Source organism: Pseudomonas sp. EL_65y_Pfl2_R95, assembly GCF_963971045.1.
In the GTDB taxonomy this organism is placed as follows: Bacteria; Pseudomonadota; Gammaproteobacteria; order Pseudomonadales; family Pseudomonadaceae; genus Aquipseudomonas.
The window spans coordinates 84,513-101,998 of sequence record NZ_CAXAOV010000004.1; the positions used below are offsets into that span (position 1 = coordinate 84,513).

At 56.4% G+C, this 17,486-nt stretch carries 17 protein-coding genes and 1 other RNA gene; 6 read left to right on the forward strand and 12 right to left on the reverse strand.

What is annotated here, in order from left to right; genetic code table 11:
- Positions 1-35 precede the first annotated feature (35 nt).
- The 10 genes from gcvP to AACY09_RS13895 form a co-directional block, all read right to left on the reverse strand.
- On the reverse strand, positions 36-2,912 hold the full coding sequence (gene gcvP, locus AACY09_RS13850; RefSeq protein WP_339488833.1) for an aminomethyl-transferring glycine dehydrogenase: 2,877 nt from the start codon (positions 2,910-2,912) through the stop codon (positions 36-38).
- A 209-nt stretch (positions 2,913-3,121) separates the two neighbouring features.
- Positions 3,122-3,505, reverse strand: a complete 384-nt coding sequence (gene gcvH, locus AACY09_RS13855; protein ID WP_339488835.1) for a glycine cleavage system protein GcvH — start codon at positions 3,503-3,505, stop codon at positions 3,122-3,124.
- A gap of 141 nt (positions 3,506-3,646) precedes the next feature.
- The gene (gene gcvT / locus AACY09_RS13860) at positions 3,647-4,729 is read right to left on the reverse strand and encodes a glycine cleavage system aminomethyltransferase GcvT (protein ID WP_339488837.1); all 1,083 of its coding nucleotides are present in this window, start codon (positions 4,727-4,729) and stop codon (positions 3,647-3,649) included.
- A 218-nt stretch (positions 4,730-4,947) separates the two neighbouring features.
- Complete coding sequence (locus AACY09_RS13865; RefSeq protein WP_339488839.1) at positions 4,948-6,564, reverse strand: ABC transporter permease; 1,617 nt, start codon at positions 6,562-6,564, stop codon at positions 4,948-4,950.
- Positions 6,565-6,641: 77 nt separating this feature from the next.
- A complete protein-coding gene (locus tag AACY09_RS13870) occupies positions 6,642-7,643 on the reverse strand; it encodes an extracellular solute-binding protein (protein ID WP_339488841.1) in 1,002 nt (333 codons plus the stop codon).
- A gap of 145 nt (positions 7,644-7,788) precedes the next feature.
- Positions 7,789-9,009, reverse strand: coding sequence for a 2-octaprenyl-3-methyl-6-methoxy-1,4-benzoquinol hydroxylase (locus AACY09_RS13875; RefSeq protein ID WP_339488843.1), 1,221 nt, complete (start codon positions 9,007-9,009; stop codon positions 7,789-7,791).
- 9 nt (positions 9,010-9,018) lie between these two features.
- Entirely contained in the window at positions 9,019-9,507 is a 489-nt protein-coding gene (locus AACY09_RS13880) for a DUF4442 domain-containing protein (RefSeq protein WP_339488845.1), read from the reverse strand.
- Entirely contained in the window at positions 9,504-10,703 is a 1,200-nt protein-coding gene (gene ubiH, locus AACY09_RS13885) for a 2-octaprenyl-6-methoxyphenyl hydroxylase (protein ID WP_339488846.1), read from the reverse strand. Before ubiH ends, AACY09_RS13880 begins: the two co-directional genes overlap by 4 nt.
- Positions 10,696-12,027: a Xaa-Pro aminopeptidase gene (pepP, locus tag AACY09_RS13890; protein WP_339488847.1), complete on the reverse strand. Its 1,332-nt coding sequence runs from the start codon at positions 12,025-12,027 to the stop codon at positions 10,696-10,698. The genes ubiH and pepP overlap by 8 nt, the downstream gene beginning before the upstream one ends.
- A 32-nt stretch (positions 12,028-12,059) precedes the next feature.
- Positions 12,060-12,614: a YecA/YgfB family protein gene (locus AACY09_RS13895; RefSeq protein ID WP_339488848.1), complete on the reverse strand. Its 555-nt coding sequence runs from the start codon at positions 12,612-12,614 to the stop codon at positions 12,060-12,062.
- Between the two features lie 284 nt (positions 12,615-12,898).
- On the opposite strand from AACY09_RS13895, the gene AACY09_RS13900 reads away from it, so the two are divergent.
- The 4 genes from AACY09_RS13900 (at position 12,899) to AACY09_RS13915 (ending at position 14,281) form a co-directional block, all read left to right on the forward strand.
- Positions 12,899-13,108 (forward strand): TIGR02449 family protein, encoded by a 210-nt coding sequence (locus AACY09_RS13900; RefSeq protein ID WP_339488849.1) that lies wholly within the window; start codon positions 12,899-12,901, stop codon positions 13,106-13,108.
- Positions 13,105-13,419 (forward strand): cell division protein ZapA, encoded by a 315-nt coding sequence (locus AACY09_RS13905; RefSeq protein WP_339488851.1) that lies wholly within the window; start codon positions 13,105-13,107, stop codon positions 13,417-13,419. Before AACY09_RS13900 ends, AACY09_RS13905 begins: the two co-directional genes overlap by 4 nt.
- A gap of 31 nt (positions 13,420-13,450) precedes the next feature.
- Positions 13,451-13,629: non-coding RNA, 6S RNA (gene ssrS / locus AACY09_RS13910), on the forward strand.
- 55 nt (positions 13,630-13,684) lie between these two features.
- Positions 13,685-14,281: a 5-formyltetrahydrofolate cyclo-ligase gene (locus AACY09_RS13915; RefSeq protein ID WP_339488853.1), complete on the forward strand. Its 597-nt coding sequence runs from the start codon at positions 13,685-13,687 to the stop codon at positions 14,279-14,281.
- 43 nt (positions 14,282-14,324) lie between these two features.
- On the opposite strand, the gene AACY09_RS13920 is transcribed toward AACY09_RS13915, so the two are convergent.
- Positions 14,325-14,456: a hypothetical protein gene (locus AACY09_RS13920; protein WP_339488854.1), complete on the reverse strand. Its 132-nt coding sequence runs from the start codon at positions 14,454-14,456 to the stop codon at positions 14,325-14,327.
- A gap of 225 nt (positions 14,457-14,681) precedes the next feature.
- On the opposite strand from AACY09_RS13920, the gene AACY09_RS13925 reads away from it, so the two are divergent.
- Entirely contained in the window at positions 14,682-15,131 is a 450-nt protein-coding gene (locus tag AACY09_RS13925; RefSeq protein WP_339488856.1) for an EVE domain-containing protein, read from the forward strand.
- Positions 15,132-15,163: 32 nt separating this feature from the next.
- The gene (locus AACY09_RS13930) at positions 15,164-17,008 is read left to right on the forward strand and encodes a sensor domain-containing diguanylate cyclase (RefSeq protein WP_339488858.1); all 1,845 of its coding nucleotides are present in this window, start codon (positions 15,164-15,166) and stop codon (positions 17,006-17,008) included.
- A 16-nt stretch (positions 17,009-17,024) separates the two neighbouring features.
- Here the strand turns inward: AACY09_RS13930 and AACY09_RS13935 are convergent, their stop codons facing one another.
- On the reverse strand, positions 17,025-17,438 hold the full coding sequence (locus tag AACY09_RS13935; protein ID WP_339488859.1) for a flagellar basal body-associated protein FliL: 414 nt from the start codon (positions 17,436-17,438) through the stop codon (positions 17,025-17,027).
- Positions 17,439-17,486: the final 48 nt, after the last annotated feature.

Here is a 17,486-nt window from a genome sequence, read left to right on the forward strand (position 1 = left end):
ACGCTTGTAGCGCCAAGCTTGGCGCTACAGGCCAATTAATCGCGATAAGCGTCTAGGGGCACGCAGGCGCAGAACAGGTTGCGGTCGCCATAGACGTTGTCGACACGGTTAACCGCCGGCCAGTATTTGTGCGCGCGTGTATGTTCGCTTGGGGTTACCGCCTGCGCGATGCTGTAGGGTCGTTCCCAGATGCCGACTACGTCGGCCAGCGTGTGTGGCGCACGGGCCAGCGGATTGTCATCTTCTGGCCAGTCGCCATTTTGCACCTTGGCGATTTCTGCGCGGATACACAGCATGGCCTCGATGAAGCGGTCCAGCTCGTGCTGTGACTCACTCTCGGTGGGCTCAATCATCAGGGTGCCGGGCACCGGAAATGACATGGTTGGCGCGTGGAAACCATAATCGATCAGCCGCTTGGCCACATCTTCCTCACTCACCCCGGTCTGTGCTTTGAGCGGGCGCAAATCAATGATGCATTCATGGGCCACACGGCCATTGCGGCCACTGAACAGTATCGGAAAGGCATCCTTGAGTTTATCCGCCAGATAATTAGCGCTGAGTATCGCCACTTCCGTAGCGTCGGCTAATTGTGGGCCCATCATGGCGATATACATCCAACTGATGGGCAGAATACTCGCACTGCCCCACGGCGCAGCGCACACCGCTGTATTTTCAGGATTAGGACCTTTGAGCTCTATCACCGGGTGGTTGGCGACAAACGGCGCCAAATGCGCCCGCACACCAATTGGCCCCATACCCGGACCACCGCCGCCATGGGGAATACAGAAGGTTTTATGCAGATTCATGTGCGAAACATCAGCGCCAATATCTGCCGGGCGTGCCAGCCCAACCTGGGCATTGAGGTTAGCGCCATCCATATAAACCTGGCCACCCTGGTCATGAATCACCTGACAGATCTCAACGATGCCCTCCTCATAGACACCATGGGTTGAAGGATAGGTGGCCATCAAGCACGCCAGCTGATCACCCGCCTCGGCGGCTTTAAGCTTGAGGTCTTCAAGGTCGACGTTACCTTCACTGTCACACTCGACGATCACCACACGCATGCTGGTCATCTGCGCGGAGGCTGGGTTGGTGCCATGGGCCGAAGCCGGAATAAGGCAGATATTGCGCTGCGTATCACCGCGACTCTGGTGGTATTTGCTAATCGCCAACAAGCCAGCGTACTCGCCCTGAGCGCCGGAGTTGGGCTGCATGCAGATCGCATCAAAACCGGTAATTGCGCGCAGCCATTCATCCAGCTCATTGATCATCAAGGCATAGCCCTGGGCCTGCTCCAGCGGTGCAAAAGGGTGGATATTGGCAAACTCGGGCCAGGTGATCGGGATCATTTCGCTGGTGGCGTTGAGCTTCATAGTGCATGAACCCAGCGGGATCATCGCCTGATTCAGCGCCAGATCCTTATTCTCAAGTTGCTTGATGTAGCGCAGCATCTCGGTTTCGCTGTGATGGGTATTGAACACCGGATGCGTCAGGTAATTCGCGCTGCGCTGCAGGTTGCCTGGAATGCCCTCGACAACCTCGCCTGCATCCAGCTCAGCAACACTCAAGCCATGGTCGGCGCCCAGAAACACTGCAAACAGCTGCTCAACCCTGTGCTCGTCGCAGCTTTCATCCAGGCTCACCCCGAGCTTGCCACGGCCCAGAATGCGCAGATTAATCTCCACCCCCTGCGCCGACTCAATGATCGCGGTCTGACTGCCGCCGACATCCAAAGTCAAGGTGTCGAAGAAATACTGATTATCGCGTTTCATCCCTTTGCTTTGCAGGCCGGCTGCCAGAATTGCGGTGAGCCTGTGGATGCGCTGAGCAATGCGCTTGAGCCCTTGCGGCCCGTGATACACCGCATAGAAGCTGGCGATATTGGCCAGCAGCACCTGCGCGGTACAGATGTTCGAATTGGCTTTCTCGCGGCGGATATGCTGCTCGCGGGTTTGCAAGGCCATGCGTAGCGCCATATTGCCGCGCGAGTCTTTTGACACGCCGATGATCCGCCCAGGCATCGCCCGTTTGAAGGCATCGCGCGTCGCAAAAAATGCGGCATGAGGGCCACCGTAACCCATGGGAACGCCAAAGCGCTGAGCTGATCCCAACACCACGTCCGCGCCCAACTCACCGGGCGGAGTCAGCAGCAGCAAACTCATCAGGTCCGCTGCGACACAGGCCAATGCCTGCTGGGCATGTAATTGGCTAATCAATGGCTGCAGATCGCGGATCTCGCCATGGGTGTCTGGATACTGCAGCAACGCGCCAAATACCTGATGCTCGCCAAGGGTCGCGACATCAGCAATGACCAGCTCAAAGCCGAAGCCTTCAGCGCGGGTCTGCACCACGGAAATAGTCTGAGGGTGGCAATTGTGATCGACAAAGAACAGGTTGCTTTTCGACTTGGCAACCCGCTTAGCCAGTGCCATCGCCTCGGCGGCCGCAGTGGCTTCATCCAATAGCGAGGCGCTGGCCAGCTCTAGACCCGTCAGGTCAATGGTCATCTGCTGAAAGTTAAGCAGCGCTTCGAGGCGGCCTTGGGCGATTTCCGGTTGATACGGCGTGTAGGCGGTGTACCAGCCTGGATTTTCCAGCACGTTACGCAAGATAACAGTCGGGGTAATGGTGTTGTGATAACCCATGCCGATCAGGCTGGTCCACAGTTGATTCTGCTCGGCATAGCCGCGCAACTTGGCCAGCGCGGCTTGCTCATCCAGCGCAGCAGGTAATTCCAAGGGGCGATTCAAGCGGATCGACGGCGGCACTGTCTGTTCGATCAACGCGGCTCGGCTGGGCACCTGCAGCGCAGCCAGCATGGCGTGTTGCTCGGCGGCATCGGGGCCAATGTGGCGGCGTAGAAATGCATCCGACTGCTTGAGTTGCGACAATGACGGCGTTGCAGGCATGTTGAGAACCTCTAAAAATGACAAGACCCCTGATTGCGCGCGCCTCACCCATCCAGGTGCTCACGCGCTGCAATACGAGGCCTTATTAGCTTAGAAAACTCTCAACTATCTGCACGCATTTATCTAGCAAAGGGTATTAAACCCTGGTGTCGATAACTACAGCGCAGCGCAAAGGGAAGGCGCAGCTGCGACACACCTTTGCAGCGCTTTTAGGCGTCAGCTGAAGCTTTATAGGCACCCGCATCAAGCAGCTTTTCGAGTTCGCTGACATCGCTTGGCTTAAGTTTGAAGAACCAGTTGCCGTACGGGTCGGTGTTGACGCTCTCCGGGCTGTCTGCCAGCGACTCATTAATCGCGATCACTTCACCGCCGACCGGTGAATAAATATCCGATGCCGCCTTTACCGACTCAACCACACCCGCTTCCTGACCTGCAGCCAGGGTTTTGCCAACCTCTGGCAACTCGATAAACACTACGTCGCCCAGCGCTTCTTGCGCGTGGTCGGAAATACCTACTGTTACGCTGCCATCGGCTTCTAAACGAGCCCATTCGTGGCTGGAGGCGTAACGCAGTTCGGCGGGGATATTGCTCATGTCGGATTCCTCAATAAGGCATGACGGCGACCGCGCCGTCAGGAAAATTTAGCAGGGCTTGGCAACTTCGACAGCGTTCCGCTAAACCGTTGGTCATACAAACCGGTTTTGGAAGGCAATTTCAGCGCCGTTATATAACGATTAAATCAGGGCTTTGCCGTGGCGCACAAACGCGGGCTTGACCACACGAACGGGATACCATTTACCGCGGATTTCGACTTCAGCACGTTCACAGGTCGCTACCGGCAAGCGCGCAAGCGCAATCGACTTATTCAGCGTAGGGGAAAAACTTCCGCTGGTGATTTCACCCTCACCGACACCGTCAACCCGCACCACTTGGTGCGCACGCAGTACACCGCGCTCTTCAAGGACCAGCCCGACCAATTTTGTCGAAACACCGCGCTGCATCTGCTGCTGCAAGGCGTCACGCCCGACAAAGTCACGGTTAGCCGGTTCCCACGCCACACTCCAGGCCAGGTTCGAGGCAAGAGGCGTCACACTTTCATCCATATCTTGGCCGTAAAGATTCATTCCTGCTTCAAGGCGCAAGGTGTCACGTGCGCCCAAGCCTATCGGCGAAATCCCGGCCCCCACCAATTCATTGAAAAAGGCTACAGCCTGATCGCTGGGCAACATAATTTCCAAGCCATCTTCGCCGGTATAACCCGAGCGCGCGATAAACCAGTCGCCTTCCGGCAACCCCTGAAAGGGCACCAACTCATGGATAAGTGCAGCGCAGGCCTGGCTGACTTGCTCGCAGGCTTTCTCACGGGCATGTGGGCCTTGAATGGCAAACATCGCAAGATCGCTGCGCTCATGCAACTGTACAGCAAACCCATGGGCTTGCTGGTTCATCCAGGCCAGGTCTTTGTCACGCGTTGCCGCATTGACCACAACGCGGTAACCGAAACCCGTGCGATAGACCATCAGGTCATCAACCACACCGCCCTCGGTGTTGAGCATACTGCTATACAGTGCTCTACCCGGCCCCTGCAAACGCTCAACATCGTTGGCCAGCAGGCGCTGCATATATAATTTTGCTTGGTCGCCGTGAATATCGACCACGGTCATGTGCGAGACATCAAAAACGCCGCAGTCGCGGCGCACTTCATGATGCTCTTCGACTTGCGAGCCGTAATGCAGCGGCATATCCCAGCCGCCGAAATCGACCATCTTGGCACCCAAAGCAAGGTGCAGGTCGTAAAGAGGTGTGCGCTGCCCCATGAGGTTCTCCTTCCGGGCTTTGGCAAAACTACAGCACTGTTTGCGAGTCCGCGCGGCAAGGCGTGGAGTCAGGGTGCAAACACCCATCCTGATGAGGTTGGCTGCAGCGAATGGCGTGCATTGTATCCACAAGGTGCGAGCAGGTCATCTTGGCTGTGTTCATCTGCATCACGAACGTCAGGGCAATTTGCCCGTACCGCACTGAAATAGCCCACTACTCAGCCGCGCGTCTGCGCAGAGCGGCGAATCAAAGCGACAACTGGTAGCAAACTCACCGCTATCAATGTCAACGCCGGTAATGCCGCGCGGGCCCACTCACCTTCACTGGTCATTTCAAAAACTCGCACCGCTAAGGTGTCCCAACCGAACGGACGCATCAGTAGCGTAGCGGGCATTTCCTTTAGCACATCGACAAATACCAAGAGTGCCGCAGATAACGCCCCTGGCAGTAATAAAGGTAGGTAGACCCGGAAAAACAACCCCAGCCCACCCACACCCAGGCTGCGCGAGGCTTCAGGCAATGACGGGCGAATTCGACCAAGACTGTTCTCAAGCGGCCCGTAAGCCACCGCCATAAAGCGAATCAAATAGGCCAGCACCAGCGCAGCCAAACTGCCCAGTAACATACGCCCACCAGCGCCACCAAGCAGGTTTGAAAGTGGGATCACCAGTTTATTATCGAGATAACTGAACGCCAGCATGATGGCCACCGCCAACATCGAGCCCGGCAAGGCATAACCCAAATTGGCCAAGCTTACGGTTGAGCGCATAAGCCGGGTTGGGGTTAAGCGCCGAGCAAAGGCCAGCAGCATGGCGACGCTGACAGTCACCAAAGCAGCCAACGCGCCGAGATACAAGGTATGCAGGATCAGCGCAGCGTAGCGCTCATCCAGATCGAAGCGGCCGCGCTGCCAAAACCACACCAGCAATTGCGCCAGCGGTATAACAAAGGCGCAGGCAAACACCAGCAAGCACCAACCGCTGGCTGCAAACGCCTTGAAACCGGTGAGGTTGTATAGCGCCTCTCTTCGCGGCCGTTCATTGGCGGGGCGCACAGCACCGCGCGCGCGCCGCTCACCATAGAGCACCAGCATTACCACCAGTAATAACAAACTGGCCAATTGGGCAGCACTGGTCAGGCTGTAAAAGCCATACCAAGTCTTATAAATCGCCGTGGTGAAGGTGTCGAAATTAAACACTGAAACAGCGCCAAAATCGGCCAGTGTTTCCATGATCGCCAAGGCCAGCCCCGCGCCAATAGCCGGGCGCGCCATCGGCACAGCCACACTCCAGAATGCCTGCCAAGGACTGTGTCCGAGCACCCGGGCAGCCTCCATCAGGCCTTTACCCTGAGCAAGAAAGGCATTGCGCGCGAGCAGATATACGTAGGGGTAAAACACCAGCACCAAAACGATAATCACGCCGCCGGTCGAGCGCACCCGCGGAAAACGTACGCCATTGCCAAACCACTCTCGCATAAGCGTCTGTAACGGCCCGGAAAAATCCAGCAAGCCGACGAAGACAAAGGCCAGAACGTAAGCAGGAATGGCAAAAGGTAGCATCAACGCCCAGTCCAGCCAACGCCTGCCTGGAAACTCACAGAGGCTGGTTAACCACGCCAAACTCACGCCCAGCACGGTGACGCCCACTGCCACACCGGTCACCAAAATCACGGTATTGCTAATTAGCCGGGGCAGTTGCGTTTGCCACAGGTGCGACCATATCTGGAGGTCAATATCATGCCAACTCAATAGCATCACCGTCAGCGGCAGCAGCACCAACACGGCAACCATAAAGGCAATGGGGTACCAGCGACGCTGGGCAGGATGGGCCACGAAAATCCTCAAATCACAAATAACAACGCCCCAGACCAGGCTGGGGCGTCGAATAGCGCGGGCATCAAACGGCTGCTTTAGTTCCAGCCAGCGCGATCCATCAGCATGATGGCTTGGGCTTGACGCTTACCGGCCACCTCAACTGGAATGGCATCGGCCTTGAATGTGCCCCAGGCCTGAACTTCTTCGGATGACGGGACTTTCGGGTTAGCCGGGAATTCCTGATTCAAGCCTGCGAACAACGCCTGGGCCTCTTCCGAGGTCATCCACTCCAACAACTTTTGCGCAGCCTCAGCATGGGGTGCATGCTTGGTTATACCGGCGCCAGCCAAGTTGACGTGCACACCACGGTCTTGCTGGTTAGGCCAGAACGGCTTGACCTTAAGCTGCGGCTTTTCTTTGTGCAGACGGCCGTAATAATAGGTATTGGTGATACCGACATCACATTGGCCTGCGTCGATTGCCTGCAACAGTGCGGTGTCATCCGGGAATACATCGGTCGCCAGGTTGTGCACCCAGCCTTTGATGATTTCTTCGGTTTTCGCCTCGCCGTGGGCTTCAATCAAAGTGGCGGTCAGCGACTGGTTGTAGACCTTCTTGCTGGTGCGCAGGCACAGACGGCCTTCCCAGTTTTTGTCAGCCAGTGCTTCGTAGGTCGACAACTCGCTCGGCTTGACCCGCTCGGTGGAGTAGAAGATGGTCCGCGCACGCAGCGACAAACCGGTCCAGCTGTCAGTGCTGGAGCGGTACTGAGGCGGAATATTGGCATCGATGGTGGCCGACTTGAATGGCTGCAGCACGCCAGCTTGCTCAGCCTGCCAAAGGTTACCGGCATCCACGGTGATCAGCATGTCAGCTGGCGTGTTGGCGCCTTCGGCTTTCAGGCGCGCAATCAGCGGCGCTTCTTTGTCGGTGATGAACTTGACGGGAACGCCGGTTTTCGCCGTGTATGCATCAAACACAGGCTTGATCAGTTCGTCGATCCGCGAAGAGTAAACCACCACTTCGTCAGCGGCTTGAGCACCGCCTGCAAGGGCGGTCAGGGTGAACGCGGCGAGTAATCGCTTGCTTGGCTGCATGGGCGTTGTCTCTTGCTCTGATTGTTGAGTTAATCTGCAAATGATATTGAATAGCATTTAGCATCTCAACAAACCGCTGCCCAGCAGTTGTTACGGCGGATTACACTTTCGCTACAAGTCAGCGCTGGCGCGCCTCACAACCTGCTCAGGATTTGGCCAAAGGGGGCAAGTCACCACTTAAACCGAGCGCCTGGCGCACAAACAGGGCTTTTGCTTCGGGTAATTCATCAACCCAGTTGAGCCCTGCATTGCGTAACCAGCGCACCGGTAAGGGATCGGCCTGAAACAAGCGCTCAAAGCCCTCCATTGCCGCCATCATGCCCAGATTGTGCGGCATACGCCGACGTTCATAGCGGCTTAGCACCCGCTCATCGGCTGGGGATTCGCCGCGGGCCAATGCATGTTGCAGCACATCAGCCAGGACAGCAGCATCAAGGAAACCCAGATTAACCCCCTGCCCGGCCAATGGATGAATGCTATGCGCCGCATCGCCAATTAATGCCAAACCCTGTTCAACATAACGCTTGGCGTGACGCTGGCGCAGTGGAATAGCCACCCGCCGATCGCTGTGCAAAACCTTGCCCAAGCGCAGCTCGAAAGCCTTGCCAAGTTCAGTGCAAAACTGTCCGTCATCCAACGCCATCAAGCGCTCAACCTCAGTTGGCGTTGCTGACCAGACAATCGAAGACCAATACTCACCGGGCTTATCACTGACCAGCGGTAAAAATGCCAGTGGGCCATCATCCGTAAAACGCTGCCAAGCAGTGGCCTGATTCGCTTGCTCGGTGCGCACACTGGTGACTATGGCGTGATGCAGGTAATCCCACTCCCGCGTCGCACTGCCGACCAAACGGCGTACCGCAGAGTTGGCGCCATCCGCCGCAATCAATAAGGGCGCGCGCAGTTCACGGCCATCCTCAAGTGTCAGCAACCACTCATGCCCAGAGCGACGCAGTTGCTCCAGCTTGGCGTTGGCCAACAGGCCGATGTTGCTTTCATGCAGCTGCTCAAGCAGCGCATCCTGAACCACTCGATTTTCGACGATATGGCCCAGGGTTTCGGCGTGCACGCTGGCGGCGCTGAAATGAATATTGCCGGTCCCGGCGCCGTCCCATACGTGCATATCGCGATAGGCACTAGTGCGACGTGCCGCTATGCCCGGCCAGACATTGAGTCGCTCAAGTACCCGCTGACTGGCCATAGACAATGCGCTGACCCGCGCCTCGAATGGGGCTGCAGAGTCGAATGGCTCCAGGCTTAATGAGCTACCATCGATAACCAGAATGTCCAGACCGCTGTCTTGCAGGGCCAAGGCCAACGCACTGCCTACCATTCCGGCCCCGACGATGATCATATCCGCGTGCATATTCATTCCTTAAGCAGCCTGCCTGACGCGAGACTTTAATCGCACGTACAAGGTTTTGTGCACCTTGGCGACCAAGGTGCCTGCGTCATCACGCACCTCAACCTGCAGCTCGGGCAGGTACTTGTCCCCGCTTGCAGTACGCTCGCGAATCTCTTCGAGCAGGCCATCGTCAATGCTGAACTCAGCAAACACCGGGCCTTTGCCAGGCGCAATAAAATCGATATTGGCAGCCTTATCCCAAACGATGTAATCGCTGCCGAGGTTTTCCATCAACAGCAGCATGTAAAATGGATCGGTCATCGAATACAGGCTGCCGCCGAACTGGGTGCCAACGTAGTTGCGGTTATACCAACCCAGCCCCATTTTTACCCGGAGCTGCTTAAAGTCTGCGCTTATATGCCGCACACGAATGCCTGCGCCTAAATAAGGCGGATAGACATTCAGTGCCCAGCGCAGAAAACGCGCCTTTCGCGCCAGCTCTTTGGCGGTTCGGCTCATGCTTGCGACCGCGTGCCGATGCCCATGGCCTGACGGGCAAACCAGCGCTTGGCGGGCGGCAACAGATCAAGCCCGAGCAAACCCAGATTACGCCCGGCAACTTGCAGCGGCTCACCTGAACTAAACAGGCGAGTCACTTGATCAGAGAAACCCACGGTCAGTTGTTGATCGAGTTGCTGGCTACGCAAATAACCCTGCAAAGTGGCGAAATCCCCGAGTGGTGCGGTACTGGCGAGCAGGCAATCGGCCAGGGCGATGGTGTCGCGCAGGGATAGGTTATAGCCCTGCCCGGCGATGGGATGCAGGCTGTGCGCGGCATTGCCCAGCACAACAAGGTGCGGGCGAACCTGCTCCTGCGCCTCAACCAGCGCCAGTGGATACAAATGCCGCTCGCCTATCTGAGTAATGGCGCCGAGGCGATAGCCAAAGGCCAATTGCAACTCAGCGATAAAGGCAGCGTCAGGCAAGCCCATCAAGCGTTCGGCATCCGCTGTGGCGCGGGTCCATACCAGCGCGCTGCGATTGCCCGCCAATGGCAACATGGCCATCGGTCCGTCCTCAGTGAAACGCTCGAACGCCTGCCCAGCAGGGGCGTCGCGGGTACTGACATTGGCGATCAAAGCACTCTGATCATAGGGCGTCTGTTTGACGTTAATGCCCAGTTGTTCACGCAAGCCCGAGCGCCCCCCTTCGGCCAGAATGGCCAAGTCGCTATCCAGCACAGCGCCATCTTGCAGCGTGAGCCGGTAACCGTTATCCAACGCTTCCAGCCGAGTCACTTGGGCGGGGCTGCGCCAACTCACCACTGATTGATCGAGCGCTTGCCACAAGCACTCGCCAATCCAGGCGTTCTCAACCACATAGCCCAAGGCGGGCACGTTCTCTTCACGGGCACTCAGGCGGGCGGCGGCGAAACGCCCACGGTCAGAGACATGGATATGCTGAATCGGCTCGGCATGCTCGGCGATCTGCTGCCAAATACCCAAGCGCTGATACAGTTGCTGGGAACCATAAGACAAGGCGGTCGAGCGGGCGTCATAACTCGGCTGATAACCCGAACCCGGGGTAAACGGCTCGATCAGGCAGATCCGCCAGCCGCGCTTTTTCGCCTCGCCTTGCAGCGCCAGCGCCAGGCTGGCGCCGACCAGACCGCCCCCAATAATCGCCAGCTCGACGCGCGGCGTTGACTCAGACAACTTGGGGCGCGCCGGCCATCAGCGCCTCGATTTCAGCGACAGTCTTAGGCACGCCGGTGGTGAGGATTTCACAACCGGCCTTGGTCACCACAACATCATCTTCGATCCGTACGCCGATGCCACGCCATTTTTTTGCGACGTTTTGATTGTCAGGGGAAATATAAATACCCGGCTCAACTGTCATCGCCATGCCGACTTCCAGCACCCGCCATTCGCCGCCGACTTTATAGTCGCCCACATCGTGCACATCCATCCCCAGCCAATGACCGGCGCGGTGCATGTAGAACGCCTTGTAGGCTTCGCTGGCGATGAGTTCATCAACATCGCCATCCAGCAAGCCCAGCTCAACCAAGCCAGCAGTAATAACCTGCACTGTGGCTTCGTGCGCCTGATTCCAGTGCTTACCGGGGCCAATTTCGAGGAATGCAGCTTCTTGCGAGGCCAGCACTAACTCGTAGATTGCTTTTTGCTCAGGCGAAAATTTACCGTTCGCCGGGAATGTGCGGGTGATATCGCTGGCGTAGCAATCAATCTCACAGCCGGCATCAATCAGCACCAGATCCCCGTCCTTCAAGGCCGCATCATTCTCGTGATAATGCAGGATGCAGGCGTTTTTACCGGTGGCGACGATAGAACCGTAGGCAGGCATTTTTGCCCCACCTTTACGGAACTCATAATCCAGCTCGGCTTCGAGGTGAAATTCGAATAAACCCGGACGACTGACGCGCATCGCCTGTACATGGGCGCGGGAGGAAATCTGCGCCGCTTCGCGCATCACCTTGACCTCGTTTGCACTCTTGTACAGGCGCATGTCGTGGAGCAAGTGATTGAGCGCGACAAACTCATTGGGCGGCTGTGCGCCTTGGCGCGCTTTAGACCGGATGACGTTGATCCAGTCCATCAAGTGGCGGTCAAATTCTTGATTGGTGCCCATGGAGTAATAAACCCGCTCACGGCCCTCAATCAGGCCCGGCAGAATATCGTCAATATCGCCGATGGGGAACGCGTCATCCGCGCCAAAACGACTCACAGCGCCATCCTGACCCGCGCGCAGACCGTCCCATAGCTCACGCTCGGGATCACGCTCACGGCAGAACAACACGTACTCACCATGCTCACGCCCTGGAATCAACGCAATCACCGCGTCAGGCTCCGGGAAGCCTGAGAGGTATTGAAAATCGCTGTCCTGACGGAAGATGTGTTCGACGTCGCGATTACGGATGTACACCGGTGCAGCAGGCAAAATTGCGATGCTGTTGGGTTCCATCTGCGCCATCAGCGCCTTGCGCCGACGGGCATATTCCGACTTTGGGATGCTGATCATGGCTGACGGGGTCCGCTAGTTGAGACTTAAAATCAATGCAGCGACGGCTTCTCGGTCGGCGCTTCAGGTTTGGCAAACTCGCTAAACAACAGCAACGGCGCTACGCGTAGGTATTCCATGACTTCCATATAGTCATTTTCACCGTCCTCGGATTCCTCTAGGGCGTTTTGTACCTGAGCAATGGCCGACAGGTCTTGCAACACTTCCATCGCTTCGGTGCTCAACGCGGTATCACCGGCAACCAGACCAAATCCGCCAAGGAAACCCTGACACCATTGACCCAGCGCAACCGCTCGCTCGCTCAGCGGCGCATCATCAGATGGCAGCAGCAACACCAGGGTAACGTCGCTACCGGTGAGCTCTGTTTTGACCATTTCCTGCAGCCCAATCAGGGCCTGGCGAACGTTATCAACCGGTGCAGCGCCGAGCAGCTCTGCGGCATCGACCAGCCAACCGTCGACCTCAAAACCCGCGCCAGCGCAACTGCGCCCCAGCAGCAAGCCTTGCAGTTCGGCAGGAGAAATAGAAAACCCGTTGCTGTTGAGCAACGCGGCAAATGCAGAATAAGGAGAACTAGAAGTTGGCATAGATTACTAGGCGCTAGACGGCGCAATCACTAGAATAGAGGCTTAGTATCCTAGCATTGGCAGGTACGCCAAGACCATCAACGCGACATGAGTCTTACCGATCAGCGCGCTCAAGGTGCTTAGCGAATGGATGTTGCAGCAACTTGCCATGCCCTGAGGATGCCCAGCCTGTCGTATATTGGCACATGCGGTTTGACCCCGAACGGCATCAGGCCTATATCCTAGGGTTACAACAACGCTTACGCAGACCTACTCCCGATCAATTTTTGTCTTAGCGAGACCCAATGGAAGACGCCGATCTGCAAGCCCTGACGAGCAAACTGGAACTCCTTGTCCAGCGTGTCGAGCAGCTCAAGGCTCAGAACCGAGTACTGGTTGCACACGAGCAAACATGGCGCGAGGAGCGCGCTCATCTGATTGAAAAGAACGAATTGGCCCGGCATAAGGTCGAATCAATGATTTCGCGCCTTAAAGCCCTGGAGCAGGACTCATGACACAGTCGAATACCGTAAACGTTCAGATCCTCGATAAAGAATATTGCATCAACTGTCCGCAGAGCGAACGAGCCAATCTAGAAGGCGCCGCGCGCTATCTGGATGCAAAAATGCGTGAGATACGCAGCAGTGGCAAAGTCATTGGAGCCGACCGTGTCGCGGTGATGGCCGCACTCAATATCACCCACGAATTACTGCACAAGCAAAGCGACCTGGATGTGCAGACTTCATCAACCCGCGAACAGGTACGCGACCTATTGCAACGGGTCGATAATGCACTTGCTGATGACGTAGGTGGTCAGCCGGGCTGATCAATGCGTTGCTTTCAGGTATACTCGCCCCTGCTCCCTGGAGTGTGCGCCAGTTGGTCATGTCCCTGAGCCGATACGCACAACCCCGGGGGTTGCAAGTTGGGGCCGGTGTGCATGTCCGCTCGACGGAAAGCCTGAACGCCTCCTTCAACCTCCACCTTGAACTTTCGGGTTCAAGGGCTACACCGACAGCGGCACGTCGGGGAGTCATTATTTCCAAGCTTGCTGCCTGCCTTGGCAGCAAGCGATCTGGCAGACGTCACTGATGCTCGATCCAGCCCTTCTCAGCCGCAAACAATTGCGTCGCACATTGCGCCAGGCACGCCGGGCACTCACACCTGCACAACAGCAGCGCGCCGCCCAAGGCGTATACAGGCAACTTGCCCAGCACCCGGTATTTCGCCGCGCTAAGCACATCGCCCTGTATTTACCCAATGATGGAGAGATCGACCCGCGCCTACTGATGCGCGCGGCTCAGAAGCGCGGCAAAGCGACTTACCTACCCGTGCTGAATGCATGGCCACGCACCAAAATGGTGTTTCAACGCGTTCGCCCAACAGACAAACTGCACGCCAATCGTTTTGGCATTGCCGAGCCACGGGCAAATCCAGCACAGCAACGCAAAGTCTGGGCGCTCGATTTAATTTTGCTACCGCTGGTCGGTTTTGACCGCGAAGGCGGACGCCTCGGTATGGGCGGCGGCTTTTACGATCGCAGCCTGGCCTACAGGGCAAGGCGCAAGAATTGTCACAAGCCGACGCTTCTGGGCTTAGCGCATGAGTGCCAGCAGGTCAAAAAGCTGGCCATGGCCAGTTGGGATGTGCCGCTGAATGCGACAGTGACTGATCGAAAATGGTACTAGGTTGAGGCTGCGCCGCATCCTGCAGCGCCATTCAATACCGCGACTAAGACTGCTGCGACTCACTCACAGAAGTATCCGCCTGGCGATCCCAAAGACTCTGGGTATAACCCGTTGTCACCACGCCCAAACTGAACAAAATCACTAATACCCACAACAAATCTGGTTTACGTCTCATAGAATGCCTCCCCCTTTGAGGCAATCTGCGCACGGTGTATCCGGCGGCATTTTTATATAACTAACTCGCAAAGGCTCAAACCCACAAAAGCGCTGGCATTGTCTGCTTGTGTTTAGCGCTCGGCAATTGCAAGTGCCCAACGGTCACCTGTTGGACATTTTCTGCAGATTACCTCGCTGCGGGTATCCTTAAGGACCTAAGGACACAATCGATGGAGCAAAGTTCATGCCCAATTGGCTAATGAAATCAGAACCTGATGAGTTTTCAATTCACGACCTGCAGCGCTTAACAGTTGCGCGCTGGGATGGGGTGCGTAATTATCAAGCTCGCAACTTTATGCGCAGCATGAACAGTGGGGACTTATTTTTCTTCTACCACTCAAGTTGCCCGGAGCCAGGCATAGCGGGCATCGCTCGAATCAGCCGCGAAGCCTACCCTGATCCCACCGCACTGGATAAGCAAAGCCATTACTTCGATACCAAAGCCACAGCCGAAAGGAACCCATGGAGCGCCGTCGACATCGAATTCGTAGAAGCCTTCAAGCAGGTTATCAGCCTCACCGACCTTAAAGCACAGCACGCCCTGCTGGAGTTGCCACTTGTGCAAAAAGGTAGCCGTTTATCCGTAATGCCAGTATCAGATACCCACTGGCAAGCAATTATGCAGATGCGTTAAGTCACCACAATTAAACCAGCGGACTCAGCTCTATGGCGCAACGCCTGTCACAGACATGGATAGCTCGATTTGCATTGGCAGTACTCTTGAGCGGGCTCTATTTTGCCAGCCTGACCGTTTGGCAACAAATGGTCCATGATCAACAGCAATCCATCGCTGAGCGGGTGAGCTTCCAGGCCAAAGACCTTGCAAGACGCTTGCAAAGCAGCCTGCACGACCAAGTTGAGGACCTCGATCGCATTGCCCAACTGTGGAATTACCGTGGGCGCGTCCCCAAGGACCAATGGCTGCTTGAAAGTCAGTTCTCCCTGGAGCACTTCAAAGCCTATCAGTCGATTCAGTGGCTGGGCCCTGATCTGCATATGCACTGGGTAATGCCCGTTACCGGCAACGAGGCAGCGCTCAATTTTGTACTCAGGCCGGAGCACCCCAACTATTCGCTTGCCTTGCGCGCGCGCGACACCGGCACTGCTCAATTTTCCAATAGCTTTGCCCTGGTTCAGGGCGGCCGCGGTTTTGTGTTGTACACCCCGCTGTATATCAAGAACGAAGAGGGTAAGCGGATATTTGACGGCTTTTTGCAGGGCGTGTTTAAAGTCGAGCAACTGATGGATCAACTGCTCTCAGAAGTGGATCGCGATTACTTCAGCGCCGAGCTGCTGGAAAATGGCAAGCCAATCTACAGCCGGGAGCAACCCAACACCAAGGCTAAGTTTGAACAGAGTATTGCCCTGCACCTGTTAAATAATCAAAATTTCGCTCTCACCCTGAAGCCCAGCCAGAAACTGCTGAATGTATTGAGCACTCCGCTGCCCACGTTCGTACTTAGTGCCAGTCTGATCATCAGCACATTGCTGGTCGCCGCATTGGCGCTGGTACTGCAAAGCCATCAACGCGCCAATGACTTGCAAAGCAGCAACCGCCGCCTGAATAAAGAGATCGCCCAACGCGAGCACATTGAACGCGTGCTGATAGAAAGCCGCGAACGCTTGCAGCTGGTTATCGACATGACCGACTCAAGCAGCGATGGCCTGTTTATCGTGAACCCGAGCAGCCGTGAAATTCTCTATATGAATCGCGCCACCCACCGCTCGCTAGGCTATAGCGCCGAAGCGTTCAGTCGATTATTCAAAGAGAACCCTGACCGCTTGCTGCCTAACTTTACCAACTGGCTCAGCGAGCTGCGCGCCTCCCAAGACAGCAGTCCATCGCAGATGTCCCAGCACCACCTGCTCCGGCGCGATGGCAGCGTACAGGCGGCAGAAATCAGCGCACAGTTGGTGGTGATCAATGAACACGAATACTTGATTTGCGTCTCGCGCGATAACAGCGAGCGGCTTAAATTCGAGGCGCAGTTGCAAACCCTTTCACAGCAAGATGGCTTAACCGGACTGTTTAACCGGCGCTACTTTGACAACCAGTTGGCCAGTGAATGGCGACGCTTGAAGCGCACCGGTTCACCGCTGACATTGATGATGCTCGATATCGACTACTTCAAAGCCTATAACGATCAGCGCGGCCACCTAGCGGGGGACGATGCCTTACGCCATGTTGCCAAAATCATGCAGAGCTGCTTGCAGCGTGAAGGTGATTCAGCCTGCCGCTATGGCGGTGAAGAGTTCGTGATCATCCTGGCAAATACCGATGCCGAAGGCGCCAGTCACATAGCTGCCCAGCTGCATCAGCAACTGGACGAGGCGCGGATTAAACACCTCAGCAGCCCGTTCGGCAGACTGACCCTGAGCATTGGCATTGCCAGCACCACCGCTGACAACGACGATCTGCCGGACAGCCTTATCGAACGCAGTGACCAGGCGCTCTACCAAGCCAAGCACGAGGGACGCAATCGCACCTGCATTGCCCACGCTGCCAGTTGAGCGAGGCCGCAAGCGCCTACTGCTGAAGAATCAGGTTATTGAACAGCAAATCCTCAACCAAGGGCTCGCCCTCCTCCTGTGTCAGCACCTGCTGAACTTGCTTCAAGGCTTCTTCGCGCAGTTTTTCCTTGGCATCCGGCGCATTCAAGGCCTCCTCCGTTTGCTGGGAGAACAACATCACTAGTTGATTGCGAATCAACGGCTCATGGTGAGTGACCTTGGCCTCAGCCTCTGGCCCGGCTACACGAAGCGACACATCGGCTTTGTAAAATTTCAACTTGGGTCCTGAGCCAAAGTTACCCACTAATGCCGGCGTGAGGTTGATATAGGCGACCTGGGGCACTGCAGCCTCACCTTCGACTTCAGCTTCTTCAGCCATTGCGTGCAGGGGTAAGCTCAGGGCAAACAATAATGCGAGGATGGCTTTCACAGGTCTCACTCTCCGTTAGGGTTATGCCAAGCATAGCGATTACTACGT

Bases quoted from the DNA above. Each gene is read 5' to 3' on its own strand.
- gcvP (WP_339488833.1), bottom strand. From the start codon at position 2,912: ATGCCTGCAACGCCGTCATTGTCGCAACTCAAGCAGTCGGATGCATTT.
- gcvH (WP_339488835.1), bottom strand. From the start codon at position 3,505: ATGAGCAATATCCCCGCCGAACTGCGTTACGCCTCCAGCCACGAATGG.
- gcvT (WP_339488837.1), bottom strand. From the start codon at position 4,729: ATGGGGCAGCGCACACCTCTTTACGACCTGCACCTTGCTTTGGGTGCC.
- AACY09_RS13870 (WP_339488841.1), bottom strand. From the start codon at position 7,643: ATGCAGCCAAGCAAGCGATTACTCGCCGCGTTCACCCTGACCGCCCTT.
- AACY09_RS13875 (WP_339488843.1), bottom strand. From the start codon at position 9,009: ATGCACGCGGATATGATCATCGTCGGGGCCGGAATGGTAGGCAGTGCG.
- AACY09_RS13880 (WP_339488845.1), bottom strand. From the start codon at position 9,507: ATGAGCCGAACCGCCAAAGAGCTGGCGCGAAAGGCGCGTTTTCTGCGC.
- pepP (WP_339488847.1), bottom strand. From the start codon at position 12,027: ATGATCAGCATCCCAAAGTCGGAATATGCCCGTCGGCGCAAGGCGCTG.
- AACY09_RS13895 (WP_339488848.1), bottom strand. From the start codon at position 12,614: ATGCCAACTTCTAGTTCTCCTTATTCTGCATTTGCCGCGTTGCTCAAC.
- AACY09_RS13900 (WP_339488849.1), top strand. From the start codon at position 12,899: ATGGAAGACGCCGATCTGCAAGCCCTGACGAGCAAACTGGAACTCCTT.
- AACY09_RS13905 (WP_339488851.1), top strand. From the start codon at position 13,105: ATGACACAGTCGAATACCGTAAACGTTCAGATCCTCGATAAAGAATAT.
- AACY09_RS13915 (WP_339488853.1), top strand. From the start codon at position 13,685: ATGCTCGATCCAGCCCTTCTCAGCCGCAAACAATTGCGTCGCACATTG.
- AACY09_RS13920 (WP_339488854.1), bottom strand. From the start codon at position 14,456: ATGAGACGTAAACCAGATTTGTTGTGGGTATTAGTGATTTTGTTCAGT.
- AACY09_RS13925 (WP_339488856.1), top strand. From the start codon at position 14,682: ATGCCCAATTGGCTAATGAAATCAGAACCTGATGAGTTTTCAATTCAC.
- AACY09_RS13930 (WP_339488858.1), top strand. From the start codon at position 15,164: ATGGCGCAACGCCTGTCACAGACATGGATAGCTCGATTTGCATTGGCA.